This window comes from Dyadobacter crusticola DSM 16708, assembly GCF_000701505.1.
GTDB lineage: Bacteria > Bacteroidota > Bacteroidia > Cytophagales > Spirosomataceae > Dyadobacter > Dyadobacter crusticola.
Window position 1 is genome coordinate 61,404 of sequence record NZ_JNJB01000006.1, and the last position, 14,217, is coordinate 75,620.

10 protein-coding genes are annotated in these 14,217 nt (G+C 49.8%); 5 read left to right on the forward strand and 5 right to left on the reverse strand.

The window, feature by feature from the left end:
• Positions 1-5: 5 nt before the first annotated feature.
• Positions 6-3,365 (reverse strand): SusC/RagA family TonB-linked outer membrane protein, encoded by a 3,360-nt coding sequence (locus tag Q369_RS0108775; protein ID WP_031527429.1) that lies wholly within the window; start codon positions 3,363-3,365, stop codon positions 6-8.
• 225 nt (positions 3,366-3,590) lie between these two features.
• On the opposite strand from Q369_RS0108775, the gene Q369_RS0108780 reads away from it, so the two are divergent.
• The gene (locus Q369_RS0108780) at positions 3,591-5,609 is read left to right on the forward strand and encodes a M13 family metallopeptidase (RefSeq protein WP_031527430.1); all 2,019 of its coding nucleotides are present in this window, start codon (positions 3,591-3,593) and stop codon (positions 5,607-5,609) included.
• Positions 5,610-5,640: 31 nt separating this feature from the next.
• A complete protein-coding gene (locus tag Q369_RS0108785) occupies positions 5,641-7,371 on the forward strand; it encodes a GH39 family glycosyl hydrolase (RefSeq protein ID WP_229206776.1) in 1,731 nt (576 codons plus the stop codon).
• Between the two features lies 1 nt (position 7,372).
• Here the strand turns inward: Q369_RS0108785 and Q369_RS0108790 are convergent, their stop codons facing one another.
• From Q369_RS0108790 to Q369_RS0108805, 4 genes are all read right to left on the reverse strand, one after another.
• Positions 7,373-8,077 (reverse strand): porin family protein, encoded by a 705-nt coding sequence (locus tag Q369_RS0108790; protein WP_031527432.1) that lies wholly within the window; start codon positions 8,075-8,077, stop codon positions 7,373-7,375.
• A 150-nt stretch (positions 8,078-8,227) separates the two neighbouring features.
• Positions 8,228-10,672: an ABC transporter permease gene (locus Q369_RS0108795; protein ID WP_031527433.1), complete on the reverse strand. Its 2,445-nt coding sequence runs from the start codon at positions 10,670-10,672 to the stop codon at positions 8,228-8,230.
• A 200-nt stretch (positions 10,673-10,872) separates the two neighbouring features.
• A complete protein-coding gene (locus Q369_RS28295; RefSeq protein WP_051663981.1) occupies positions 10,873-11,328 on the reverse strand; it encodes a hypothetical protein in 456 nt (151 codons plus the stop codon).
• 134 nt (positions 11,329-11,462) lie between these two features.
• Complete coding sequence (locus Q369_RS0108805) at positions 11,463-12,011, reverse strand: 2'-5' RNA ligase family protein (protein WP_051663982.1); 549 nt, start codon at positions 12,009-12,011, stop codon at positions 11,463-11,465.
• An 83-nt stretch (positions 12,012-12,094) separates the two neighbouring features.
• Between Q369_RS0108805 and Q369_RS0108810 the strand changes: the two genes are divergently transcribed.
• The 3 genes from Q369_RS0108810 (at position 12,095) to Q369_RS0108820 (ending at position 14,211) form a co-directional block, all read left to right on the forward strand.
• Positions 12,095-12,496 carry a barstar family protein gene (locus Q369_RS0108810; protein ID WP_031527436.1) on the forward strand — a complete coding sequence of 134 codons (402 nt, stop codon included), beginning with the start codon at positions 12,095-12,097 and terminating at the stop codon, positions 12,494-12,496.
• Positions 12,497-12,643: 147 nt separating this feature from the next.
• The gene (locus Q369_RS0108815; RefSeq protein WP_031527437.1) at positions 12,644-13,210 is read left to right on the forward strand and encodes a hypothetical protein; all 567 of its coding nucleotides are present in this window, start codon (positions 12,644-12,646) and stop codon (positions 13,208-13,210) included.
• The gene (locus Q369_RS0108820; RefSeq protein WP_031527438.1) at positions 13,207-14,211 is read left to right on the forward strand and encodes an alpha/beta fold hydrolase; all 1,005 of its coding nucleotides are present in this window, start codon (positions 13,207-13,209) and stop codon (positions 14,209-14,211) included. Before Q369_RS0108815 ends, Q369_RS0108820 begins: the two co-directional genes overlap by 4 nt.
• Positions 14,212-14,217 lie beyond the last annotated feature (6 nt).

Here is a 14,217-nt window from a genome sequence, read left to right on the forward strand (position 1 = left end):
CTTAATTAAAAGGTGATGCGTGCGACAATGTTGTAGGCGCGGGCCAATGGATATTTACCGTAATCAACACCCGGCGTCAGGTTGGAACCGTTATTGTAATCCACCTCAGGGTTGTAGCCCAAATATTTGGTCAATGTAAATGCATTATCTACACCCACATAAATCCGGAGGTTACTGATCGCATTTTTGCTGATCTGGGCGATCTGAGGGAAGTTGTAGGCCAATGTCAGGTTGGTACATCTCAGGAATGAACCGTCTTGCAGATAGAATGTAGACAGACGCGTGCTGTTGCTCTGCGTGCCTCCGCGTGCGGCGCGATAGATCTTACCGTCGCCAGGTTCCGCTTCGGAGCGGTAGCGGTTCAGCACTTTGGAATACTGGTTACCTGATCCTTCCATATTGAAAATGTAATAATCCTGACCATCCAGTACCTGGCTGCCGTAAACGCCGTTGAACGAAGAGCTGAAATCAAAGTTTTTATAGCTCGCCGAAATCGCGAATCCATAGGTAAACTTCGGATGCGGCGTGCCGATCACCTGCTTGTCCGCATCATTCACGACGCCATCCCCATTGATATCCTCAAAGTAAAGGTCACCCGGACGGAGCGGATTGGTAGAGGCCGTTGAACGCGCCGGTCCTTTCGGCACATAACCGGCCGGGAATTTCTGCGTCGAAGCATTGTAAACCGCATTGTCAGCCGCCAGATTTTCCATATCCGACTCACGCACCATGCCTTTTACTTTGAAACCATAAAACATCCCGATCGGCTGCCCCTGCTGGGTAATGTGCGTAATGTAAGAGCGTTCCGCACCGGTAGAAAGAATGGTGTTCGCACCACCCATATCGAGTACTTTGTTGCGGTTGAGCGAGAAGTTACCGCTGATGTTCAGGTTGAAATCGCGGTTTGAGATAACTCTTGCATCTGCCTGGATATCAAATCCGGTGTTCTGTACTTTGGAATTTCTCAGGTTTGTCAAAATGGTTGAAGAACCGGAAATCGCCGAAAGCGGCTGATTGAAGAGCAGGTTGTAAGAACGGCTCAGGTAATAGTTGGCAATGATGGAAAGCCTGTCATTAAGTAGCCCGAGGTCGAGACCCACATTGTATTGTGAAGTCGACTCCCAGCCCAGGTTCTGATCTTTAATGCCCCCGGCCCACAAGGCTGTGTTCACCGTTCCGTTTCCGAGAACAACCCCGCCCGGAGCTGCCATCGTTTGCAGGAAGTTGTAGTTACCAATGTTGTTGTTTCCGCTCAATCCCCAGCTGGCGCGCAGTTTCACCGTGGAAGCGCTACCCAGCAGATCGTTGTAAAACGGCTCATTCGAAATGTTCCAGCCTGCCGAAACCGACGGGAAGCTTCCCCAGCGGTTGTCAGGACCGAAACGCGAAGATCCGTCAGTCCGGAAAGATACGGTCAGGTAATATTTATTGTCAAAATTATAAACCGCGCGGGCCAGGTAGGAGAGCAATGCCCAATTAGTTTTTCCCGTTCCGTCGCCTTCCGGGTTGCCCGTGTTTAATCCAAAATAAATCGCGTCCGCACCTTTTCCTGTAATTTCTTCGATCCGGTCGTTCTGGTAACCGCGTGCCGTAACGGAAATCACGTCCCGGTTGTTCTGCTGCGCTGTGTAACCGAGTAATCCGTCGAAATTATGCTTGCCCCATGTCTTTCTGTAATTGAGGGTAAATTCAGCAAGCTTATCCATGAAGCTTACTGTCCTTGCCACGGAATTCGCAGCTGCAATGGCCTGAGGTGATCCTGGCGGGTTAGCGCCTTCGCTCAGGCTCGTTGGCCGGTAAAATTCATACTTCTCATTATAAGTCTGCAAGCCCAGGTTTACCTTGAACGTCAGATCTTTAATGATTTCAAATGTGGCAAATCCATTGTAAGTTCCGCGCTGACCAGAACGGTTAATGTGCGTTTCTGTGGCCAACGCAACAGGGTTTTCTATGGATTGCAAACCAAATCCGGAGCTCAATGCAGCCGCCTCATTCTTGGCAAGCGAGCCGTCTTCATTATAAGCTTTGAAAATCGGCATATACACCAGCGCTCCCAGAATCGGCCCCTGATTGAACCGGCCTTCCTGCACCTCGCGGTTCATATTGTAAGTGTAAGCCAGGTTAGCACCGACTTTCAGCTTCTTGTTTACATCCGCGTCAATGTTTGCCCGGAAGTTCGTCCGCTCCTGTTTGGTGCTGAGGATAATGCCTTGCTGGGTCAGGTGCCCTCCGCTGATCGCATAGCGCAGGCCCTTTTGCCCGCCGCTGAAACTGATGTTATGGCGGCTCACCGGCGCATTGCGGTAAAGCTCGTCCTGCCAGTCGGTGTTGTATTTAGGTGTGATCAGCCGCTGGTTGGCAAAATCATAAATGTCCGTAGGAATGCTCACCGAACCCGCGCTGCCGGGGAGGTTTTTGATACGGGTTGCATTGTCGTCCGAAAACATGGCGTCGTTCCAGGGTTTTCCGCCGTTCACCATCAGGTCGCGATACGTGTTGTTACGGCCGTCAATCAGCAATTGCGCAAAATCAGAAGAATTAAGCATATCCACCTTCTTGGCCAGCTGATGCACCCCGAACTGATAATCGTATTCCAATTTCCCTCTGCCTTCCTTGCCGCGCTTTGTAGTGATCAAAACCACACCACCCGCCGCACGCGAACCGTAAATGGCCGCAGAGGCAGCATCTTTCAGGATATCAATGGACTCAATGTCATTAGGATTGATAAATACATCATTACCAGCCGGATAGCCGTCGATCACATAAAGCGGATCAGAGCTTGCATTGATAGAACCCACACCGCGGACACGGATTTTTGTTCCCACATAAGGCGCGCCGCTCACCTGGGAAATCTGCACGCCGGCTACTTTTCCAACCAGGGCCTGGCCGACAGTAGGTGTTGTGAGGTTTAATTCCTTTGCTTTTACACTCGAAACAGCACCGGTAAGATCGCTTTTTCTGAGTGTCTGGTAACCCACGGCCACCACCTCGTCGAGCATCATCGCATCTTGCTTCAACTGAACATTCAATGGTTTTTCATCCGAAACCACCACTTCGTGAGCGAGGAAGCCGACGAATGAAAATACGAGCGTGGATCCTGCCGCAGCCTCGATCACGAACTCCCCGTTTACATCGGTCACAGCGCCGTGGCTGTTGTTCCCCTTTTCAATGACAGTAACACCGAGCAGCGGGTCACCGTTGCCGTCAAGCACCCGGCCGGTGATCCGGATTTTCGGTGCGTGCGTCCCGGCGTGACTGATTGATACTCGGTGCTCTGGCCGCGCCGCCCGTGCCGGGCCAAACGCACTGAAAACCAAAGAACCAGCAATTACCACAGGAACAATGGGTAAAAGAAGTTTTTTCATAAACAGATTATAATTTGATTTTTACAAGATTGGGGCTTCGGGTTCTCGCAGGTCCAAACACAAAAAACGCCCAAATAAGGGCGCAAAGGTAGGTTTGCAGTGTTAAGTCAGGAGGTGCTTAATGTTACGGGGATGTGAATTTTACAAGATTGCAGGCAAGTGGCGCCACTTTTACGTAAGTTGTAGGACTTGTTTTACTTACCCGACGCGGCTACTTTCCAGATTATGAAACCTATCTACTCCCTCTGTTTTGTTTTGCTGGCGGCTGGCGCTTGCCGTCAAAAGCCTGATACAGGCGAAAGCCGGGTTGTGATCACCGGAGTCGATTCTACCAAAAAGCCGGGCGATGACTTCTTTATGTATGCCAATGGTATCTGGTACGATACGATCCGCATTCCCGATAGTCAGACCGGCGTGGGTTCTTATTCTTTTCTCAACTATCCCCAGCGTACCCGGCTGAAAGGTATCCTGGACAGCATCTCCGCGGCCAGCAATGCAGCGGGGAGTATCGAGCAGAAAGTGGGCGATTTTTATGCGTCGGGAATGGATACGGCCACAATCAACAAGCAGGGTTACCAGCCAGTCAAATCGCTGCTCGACCGCATTGATGCGATAAACGATCGGCCTTCGCTCCTGAAATTGGTAGCTGAGGAGCAAAAGGCCGGAAACGGCTCGATAGTCGGGTTTTACGTGGGTCCGGATGATAAGCAGAGTACAGTCAACATAGCGCAGTTTTACCAGGCGGGTACCGGTTTGCCGGAAAGAGAGTATTATTTCAAAAATGACTCAACAACCGCCGGGGTTCAGAAAGCATATCAAGCTTATCTGACCCGACTTTTTGAACTGTCGGGAACAGCAACGGATGCCGCGCAGAAGAATGCAGCGGTTACCTATGCGATCGAGAAACAACTCGCTTCCGCGCACAGGACCAATGTCGAGCTCAGGGATGTAAAAGCCAATTATAACAAAACCGCTGTCGCTGCACTTTCGAAAAAACACCCGAACATTGATTGGGCCGGATTATTGAATAATCTGGGTGCAAAAGTTGATTCCGTCAATGTAGGCCAGCCGGGTTACTACGACAAGCTGAATGCGATGCTCAAATCGGTTTCGCTGGCTGACTGGAAGGTTTACCTGAAAGCGCACGCATTGAGTAACTATGCCGATCTGCTGAGCCAGCCTTTTGTCGATGCATCTTTTGCTTATACCAAAATCCTGACCGGACAGGCTGTGAAACAAACGCGTGCCGAGGAAATGACGCAGGCGATTGATCAGTCTCTCGGAGATGCGCTGGCGCAATTGTACGTTAAAAAGTATTTCCCCGAATCGGCCAAAAAACGAATGGCAGTATTGGTCGATAATCTCAAAAAGGCTTTCGAAGCCCGCATTGACCGGCTTGACTGGATGAGCGATTCTACCAAGGCGAAGGCGAAGGATAAACTGCACGCATTCACCGAAAAAATAGGCTATCCTGATAAATGGCGCGATTACTCGCAGGTAAAAGTAAAACGCGATACCTATTTTGAAAACCGCCTTGCAGCCGACAGGAACGAATACCTGTACAATCTGGACAAGCTCGGCAAGCCCGTGGACCGCACTGAGTGGCACACCACGCCTCCTACTGTGACTGCTTATAACAATCCGCCGTTGAATGAGATCGTGTTTCCGGCAGGTATTTTGCAGCCGCCGTATTTTGATGTTAATGCAGATGACGCGCTGAATTATGGTGGAATTGGAATGGTGATCGGCCACGAGATCACGCATTCGTTTGATGATCAGGGTGCGCAGTACGACAAAGCCGGCAATGTGACTGACTGGTGGACCAAAGCCGATTACGCCAAATTCAAAGCCAAAACCCAGCAGGTGATCGATCAGTACAATGCGTTCACTGTACTTGATTCAATGCACATCAAAGGTGCGTTAACCGTGGGCGAGAATACGGCAGATATCGCCGGCGTGGCAATTGCTTACGATGCATTCAAGCTGACCGAGCAGGGTAAGGACACGACCAGGCTGGATGGTTTCACGCCCGATCAGCGCTTCTTTATCTCTATCGCGCGCATCTGGCGCGTGAAAACCCGCGACGCTTACATGTCGATGTACGTCAATACCAACCCGCACTCACCTGCCAAGTGGCGCGTGAACGGACCTTTGATGAACTTTACGCCATTTTATAAAGCATTTGATGTCCAGCCGGGCGACAAAATGTATAAGCCTGAGAAGGACCGCATTACGGTCTGGTAAAAAATAATGTCAATGTCGCCGGAATTAACTGATGAAAAACTTAGCTGCTAAAACCCGTCAAATGCTCCCTGTGAAATTCAAAACTACGTTATTCAGCGCCGCATTGTTTGCCGCAGCCTTCGTTCCCGCACTAAGTCAGGACGTGCAAAAACCCGTGAGGATAGAAGTTGACCTGACGAAAGTAAAAGCGCCAATGCAGCCGATCTGGGCGTTTTTCGGGTACGATGAGCCTAACTACACCTACATGAAGGATGGTAAAAAGCTGCTGACGGAGATTTCACAGCTGAGCAAAGTGCCGGTTTACGTTCGCGCCCATAGCTTGCTGGTAACCGGCGATGGTGAAGCGGCGCTCAAATGGGGCTCCACCAATGCTTACACGGAAGATGCGCAGGGTAATCCGGTTTATGACTGGAAGATTGTCGACAAGATCTTTGATACCTACATCGAAAGAGGCATGAAGCCCATTGCGCAGATCGGTTTCATGCCGCAGGCACTTTCTACCAAACCTGAACCTTACCGCCACCACTGGAAACCCGGCGACGATTATAACGACATTTACCTCGGCTGGGCTTATCCGCCCAAAGACTACAAGAAATGGGCAGAGCTGGTATACCAGTGGGTAAAGCACTCTGTCGCGAGGTATGGACAGAAAGAGGTCGAAAGCTGGTACTGGGAGCTTTGGAACGAGCCGAACATCAGTTACTGGAAAGGTACTGTCGATGAGTACATTAAGTTGTACGACTACACGGCAGATGCTGTCAAGCGCGCATTACCGACTGCCAAAATCGGCGGTCCGGAGGTAACTGGCCCGGGTTGGGATAAATCCGAAAAATTCATGCGGGCTTTCCTGGACCATGTAACGAAGGGCAAGAATTATGCAACAGGCAAAACCGGCTCGCCGATCGATTTCATTACCTATCACGCAAAAGGCGCACCGAAGATCGTGAACGGACATGTGCAAATGAATATGGGTACACAGCTGCGCGATCTGGATAAAGGTTTTGAAATAGTAGCTTCTTACCCGACTTTGAAAAAGCTGCCTATCATTATCGGAGAATCTGATCCGGAAGGTTGCGCGGCCTGCTCGGAGGATGTGAGTCCGCAAAATGCTTACCGGAATGGTACCATGTATTCAAGTTACACGGCAGCTTCATTTGCCAGAAAATATGAGCTGGCGGAGGCGAGGGGAGTAAACCTGCTGGGTGCGGTGAGCTGGTCTTTTGAATTTGAAGAGCAGGCGTGGTTCCGTGGCTTCCGTGACCTGGCTACGAACGGGGTAGATAAACCTGTGCTGAACGTGTTCCGTATGTTTGGTTTGATGGAAGGTAACCGCGTGGAAGTAAAGCAAAACCTTGCCTATAACTTTCAGAAAGTGAGGGACGAAAGTGTTCGTGGTGAAGCCGATATCAATGGTATTGCATCCAAAGCAGCCAATGCGGCAGCAGTAATGGTTTGGAATTACCATGATGATAATGTGCCGGCGCCGGATGCAACTGTTCAGGTTGCTGTCAGCGGATTACCTTCGCGGGAGGTACTGATGCACCATTACCGGATTGATAAGGAAAACAGCAATTCGTATGAAGCCTGGAAAGCAATGGGATCGCCGAAGCAGCCAACAGCGGAGCAGATCAGGTTACTTGAAAAAGCCGGCCAGCTTTCCTTGCTTACTTCTCCGGAATGGATCAGACCGAAAGCTGGCCAGGCAACGATAGAAATGCAGCTGCCACGACAGGGTGTATCACTGCTGCATTTCAAATGGTAGCTTATTTACCGACTGGAACGAGTACACCGATGTGAGCTGACGCGCCGCGGTTATACACTTTGGTATTGTCACCGTCAACCGATGTCGCCAGGTTGCGTAATCCGAAGTGGTAGCGTCCTTCTGCAAAAATTTTCAGTGCGCCGAGTGGGTAAGCCAGTCCCGCGCCGCCGACCATTCCGAAGTCGAACTTGCGGCTGTCTTCTCCGAAGCTGTACGTTTCATCCCGGCTTTCGCTGGCAATCAGCTCGTTGTCAATATAAAGCTTTGAGGTAGATTTCGTTTTCAAATTGCCCATCAGCAAACGGACTTCCGGACCTATGGAGAAAAGTCCTTCCAGCTTCCCCAGTTTTGGTCTGTATTGAAACAAAATTGGCAGTTCAATGTAGTTTACTGACAAATTTCCTTTTACATCGATCTTGACAGTCTGATTGTTAACCATCTCCTCAGATTTCATCCGAATCCGTGTGCCGCGTTGTGAAAATCCCGGTTCAAGCTGAATGCTGGTTGTGGCACTCATGGGCAGATTGAAAAGAACGGCGAAGCTCAATCCGGGTTTCGGTCTAAAAGGATAATTCTCGTCATCCTGCACTGCGAAATTGGCAAAGTTAGACCCGGCACGTAGCCCGATACTCGTTTGCGCCCAGGATGCAGACCCGGCGAATAAGCAAAATACTAGCAAAAGGAACTGCCGTACCGATGTTTTCATAGTCGTTGATTTTTGAGGAATAAGTTTGTTGAGATAACATTGAAATTTACTCCTAAAAAACCAAAACTATTCAAGATTAGGAACAAGTGGTGACTTAATATTTCTGTTAATAAAAAGTTTGTCGCGGCCGGGCTATAATAGCAAGCTGCATTACTCACTACGAAGCGTCTGGACAGGGTTCATCAATGCGGCTTTCAGGCTCTGAAAGCCGACGGTGAGCACTGCTATGATAATCACGAGGCCGCCTGCTCCCGCAAACATCCACCATGCGATATCAGTCTGGTAGGCAAAATCCTGCAACCATTTTTTCATCAGATAACCGGCAATAGGGCAGGCAATGAGAATAGAGATCAGGACCAGGCGCAGGAAATCCTTTGAAATCAAAGCTAAAATCCCGGCTACACTCGCACCCAGCACTTTTCGTACACCGATTTCCTTGATACGCTGCTCGGTCATGTAGCTGGCGAGACCGAATAAGCCCAGGCATGCAATAAAGATGGCGAGCATCGATGCCAGTGCAAACACCTGACTGTACTGCTTTTCTGTCTGATACTGCTCATTGAATTTCTGGTCGACGAAGTAATATTCGAAAGGATTGCCCGGGTAGGCAGCTTTGTACAGCGTTTCCAGTTCTTTGAGCTGCTCTTGCATGTTGGTAGTTGAAACCTGCAAAACCATCCTGCCGCCCGCCTTCCGGGGCATGAAAATGATCGGGTCTACCACACTTTGCAGTCCCTGGTGATTGTAATCCTTTACCACGCCCACTATCTCGTAAGGTTGTCCCCAGCTCACGATACCGCCCACCGCTTTTTGTGCAGACTCAAATCCGAGCTGCCGGGCGGCTGCTTCATTGACCATGAGCTTGCCGCTTTTCTCCCACGCCTGTTCGGCTTCACGAGGCGTGAAATTGCGGCCGGCGACAACGGGTATCTGGAATACGGACAGGTAATGGTCGTCAATAATGCCCATTGAATAGCTTCTTTTAGACTCGTCCCATTTGTCGCCTTGCCTCGTAATGCCAGATGCATTGAACGAATAGTAGGTTCCGGGCACAATCCCGGTATGCGAGAAGTTTTTGACGTAAGGCAATGCACCGATCTGATTGTCAAAAAGCGCGGAGCTTGTTGCTATACTTTTATCGTCCCCGATCTGCGGTCCGTTGATTACCAGCCGCTGCGCGGGTTTGAAGCCCAGGTCTTTGTTTTGCATGTATTGCAGCTGCTTATACAGCACAAGCGTCGCTATGATCAGAATGACGGAAACGCTGAACTGCATGACTACCAAAACTTTCCGGAGCCAGCTGTCTTTGCCTGTGTTCAACTTGGAGCTGGCACCTTTTAATATCTGCACCGGCTGCAGGGAAGTGACCGAAAATGCCACGTAGCTCCCCGAAAGAAATGCGCCTGTGATCAGCAGCAATGCCGCCAACAGCCAGGAAGGATCATTGAGCAGCCCTTCCAGTGAAAAATTCTTCTGGGTAAAATCATTAAAGCTTTTTTGAACTGAGTAAACCAGCAGTATTCCCAAAGCGAAACCCAACAGATTGAGGAGGAAAGATTCGCCTAAAAACTGATTAATCAGCTGGAATCTGCCTGCACCGACCACTTTTCGAACACCTACTTCTTTCGCTCTTTTCAGAGATGCCGCAGTGGACAGGTTGATGTAGTTGAACCACGCGATTCCGAGGATCAGGATGGCGATGCCGCCCAGCAGGTACACAAACGACAAACTGCCGCTGGTAGGGTAAGCATCGTCCATGGAAGAACCAAGATGGATGTCAGCAAGGGGCTGCAGCACAAATCTGCTTTTATCTTCGGGGTTCAGTTTCTGTTTGAGCGCATTTACCTTCTTCTCAAATGCGGCGTAATCGGCTTTTTCATCGAGCTGGAAAAAGTTTGTCACATAGGAGCCGTCAAAACTATCCAGTCTGGCCCAGCCGTTTCCATTCAGGTTGGCGGGATTCGCAAGCGTTTGAAGGGAAAGCACGGCGTCGAACCTGATATCCGAATTTTCAGGCATATCCTCGTACACGGCAGTAACGGTATACAAGGTTCGGCCAAATTGATTATTCATCACCAACGTTTTCCCAACTGCCTTTTCAGTGCCGAAATACATTTTTGCCCGCGACACAGCCAGTGCTACCGTGTTCGTTTCCGAAATCGCCGATTGTGCATTTCCGTGGCGTAACGGAAAGGTAAAAAGCGTGAAAAAGCTGGCGTCAGCATAAGCCATCGCATTTTCGCGGAAGGTTTGTACCCTGCCCTTATTATCCCGGCTTTCGATAGTTACCACGCCGTTTGCCGTACCATCCGCAATCCGGCAATAAGCTTTCACCTCGCTGAATTCCTTCTTGATCAAAGGAGCAACTGCGGGGGCCATTTGGACAAAAACGTCGCCCGTCGGCCGGCTGTCAAACATCCGGTAGATCGAAGGCAGCTCTTTGTGGAACGTGTTTACGCTTTTTTCGAAAGCTACATATTCGAATATCAGTATGAAAGCTGCGATGCCAAGACCCAGTCCGGCCACATTAATAATGGAAAACAGCCGGTTCTTGAGCAGACTGCGAATTGCGATTTTCAGGTAGGATTGTAACATAGTTCGGGGCGGCGCATAGTAGTTAGGTTTTTATAGAATAGCGAAGATTATGCCACTATCCAAAACCACTCTGAGCCGCTCCGTTCGATGATTTTTCAGCAAATGCTGTACGAATTCGAACAGTTGCAGACTGAATTTGTTCGGTAACTCAATGTACGTTGCTGTTAGATACGGAGCCCCGCGCTAATGCCCCTGCACTTCTATTTACAATCGCTTTTTTCCAGTTTCACACCCGCGTAGCGAACGTTTGATTTGTCGGCAAAAACGAATTTTCCGTTCTTAAAAACCCTTTTGCCAAGTCCTTCAACGAGCAAGGTATCGCTTCTGAGAAAGGTAACTTCATTGACGAACTCGGAATCTGCGGACATGAAAGTGTAAGTACCCCAGATTGTATCGCCGACCATTTTCCCGAGCAATAATCCATTGTTCTGATCTTTTTCATAAAGCTTGTAGCCGAGGCTGCCTTTGATACTATCCCCATACATCAATGCATTGAACAGGACGGTATCTTTCTGCGCGAAAGAAGAGTAGCACAGATTGAACGTGCTGTCCGACTCGGATTTCTTGGTATTAAGTGCAGCATTTTCAGTCGGGCCGGAGTTACAGGAGGTAAGGAACAAAGCGGCTAGTGAAAGCAGGAGAATGCAGTTTTTCATTTTGAAGATTTTTAGTTTTTGATCGTGTGATTTTGATCTTAGCTGACTGCAAAGCTACTTTTCCCTGAACCGCCAAAAAGTGACTGTAATGGGCTCAGATTATGAGAATGGTCATGATTTTCAACGCTGCTCACTTACGAAATCAACGTGCTGCCCAGGAAAGGAACGGTTGTAATAAATTCCCACGGACCGCCTTTGTAGCGCCACAAACTGATCCCGGTGACCGCGAAACTGAATGGTTCAAAGTTGTCTGACAGCTCAGCGAGCAGCTTTTTGGCAGCGGCGGGTTCTACCTTATTCTGTACAGTGATATGGAAATTCCTTTTTTGCTTGTCCTGGCTGGTCAGGTATTGGGCCCAGCGCTTTTGCAGCTCCTGGTGCAATGCAGGCAGCTCGGGTGAAACGATTTTGAATGCGGTACCGAAGCCCAGTGATACAAGGTGCAGGGCAGTTGCCCCGAACTGCGGCTGGTGCTGTGCGAGCTTTTCCAGGTCTTCCACAATCCACGGCTCGTCGGGTAATGCATGAAAGAGGGTTAAATGTGCACGCAGGTAATTGCGCTCGGGAGGGAAATGCTGCTGACGGAGCTGGTTGAAGAAATCCTGCGCGGCCGGCGAGATCACCAATGTAGCTACCAGCGGCTCCCGCTTGGGCTCCTCTTCCGAAAAGTTTGTTTGTTCCATTTGATCTCTGGAGTTAGCTGAACGGTTTCTGCAATGATCGTACCTTTGGCGCATTTCACAACCTCTATCATTCATTCACAACATTGAATCACAGAAAACAGATCGTCATCAACGGAAATGCAATCCACGATATAACCTCCTTTTACGACGAAGTTAACCGCGTGTTCATGCATTCAGAAACCTGGAATCTCGGCGCCAGCCTGGATGCATTCAACGATCTGCTGTCAGGAGGTTTTGGCGAGATAAAAGGGAACGAACCTGTCGATCTGATCTGGATCAATCAGAGCAGGAGCCGCGAGGTTTTGGGTTATGAGGTAACGAGAGCCTATTACGCTGCAAAGCTGGAACCTGGTTCGCCTTTTAACAAAACACTTTTCACGGAAAAATTGCGGGCGCTGGAATGCGGCGAGGGTCAAACGTATTTTGAAATCATTCTGGAAATCATTGCAGAACATCCGAATATCCGGGTGGCAAACGCATTGTAAGCGATTCAAGCTGCGCCTCAATACTACAATTCAGTTTTGTTTTGTGATGATCCGGGCTGGTAAATAGGCGTTTCACAAAGTCCCCGGTTGAACCGGCGGCTGTCATGCGGATACCTTTGTTGCAAATCAAACACAACTCGGAACCACATGATAAATCGTGGTATTTTCTACCTGGGACTCATTTTGACAGTCCCGCACTTGCTCTCTGCACAGTCTCTCAGAGTAGGTTACTTTGGCGAGACGGTCACGCACTACGGACTGCGTGCCGCTTACGATCAGCCCATTGCCAGTAAGGTTTCAAAGCGGAACTCAGCGCATAAGATCTTGTACTGGTCTGCTGGCCTGGCGGCTTACCGGCACCCGCAAAATCACGTCGGCCTCATTGTTTCTCCTGAGTTAGGCTACCGCCGGATTGGTAAACGCGGCAGCCTTTTTGAATTTGCCCTTTCTCCTGCCTACTTCCGGTATTTTCTCGAAGGCCGCACATTTGAAGCTACACCCGAGGGGGATTTTCGGCGCGTTAGAATGGCGGGTGGAAATGCGTTTTTACCCACAGTATCGGTCAGTCTGGGGCACGATCTGTCCGTTCGCAGGCAGGTGCCGCTTGCCTGGTATGTGCGGCTGAATGTGATGCAGCAGCGGCCTTACAATACCTCTCACTTAACACGCTTCGGGATTGAAGCAGGAACACTTTTAGCCCTCAAAAAACGATGAAACATTTTGCCAGATTGTTAATGTTCAGCTGCTTGCTCGTGCTGCTCGGCTGTAAGGAAAATGATTCGGAGCCGCGGGAAGATGCGACGCTGTACCTGCGGCATAAGGGCGCCGATATGCCGGTTTGGGTAAAAGGGAATAAGCAGCCCAACAAAATTGTGCTCTTCGTTCACGGCGGCCCGGGTGATTGTGCAATGTGCTACCGCTATTACCTGAAAGAGCTGGAAAACGATGTGATGATGGCGTACTGGGACCAGCGCGTTGCGGGCGCTTCTTCGGGCAAGGTGGATCCTGCTACCTTGCGCTACGCGCAGTTTGGAGAAGATATGGAGCTGGTGATCAGGTTGCTGAAAAAGCAGTATCCAAATGCGGAGGTATACCTGCTTGCGCATAGCTTTGGTGTGGAGCTGGCCTGGCAATTCTTGACAACTGGAAACAACCAACAGCAGGTGTCGGGCGCGATGATGGTGAACGGGATGTTTTCCTACTACCGGTGGCTTTACCAGGTACGTGAATGGGCATTAAAACAGGCGCGGGAGAAGGGAAATGTGGAAGCTGAAAATTTCCTGACTGCCAATCCGGTTACCGCGCAAAATACAGCAACTGTTGACTGGGAAGGCATTTACCGCTGGATGCACAAGCTCGATGGTAATCCTATATCGCTTTATTCAGACAAGAAGTACGTCATCAATTATGCATTCAACTCCCCGAACACAGCTCTGGCGCAATTCACGCACAGCAAAGCTTACGGCTACTACGGTGATGTGGAAAGCCGGAAGTTTGAAAAAGGCGGGTTGCTGGAAAATGTGCGTGTACCGATTGGCTTATTCTGGGGTGCGAAAGATGGAATCGTGCCGCTGGAAGTAGGGGAGGAAACGCAGGTTTTGTTAAAAAACACAGAGGTAACCCGCGTCACGTTCGCACAATCCTGGCACGAACCGTTCATTACTGAAACAAGCCAGTTCACGCAGGCTGTACGCTCGTTTGTGAGCCAGCATTGAAGCAGC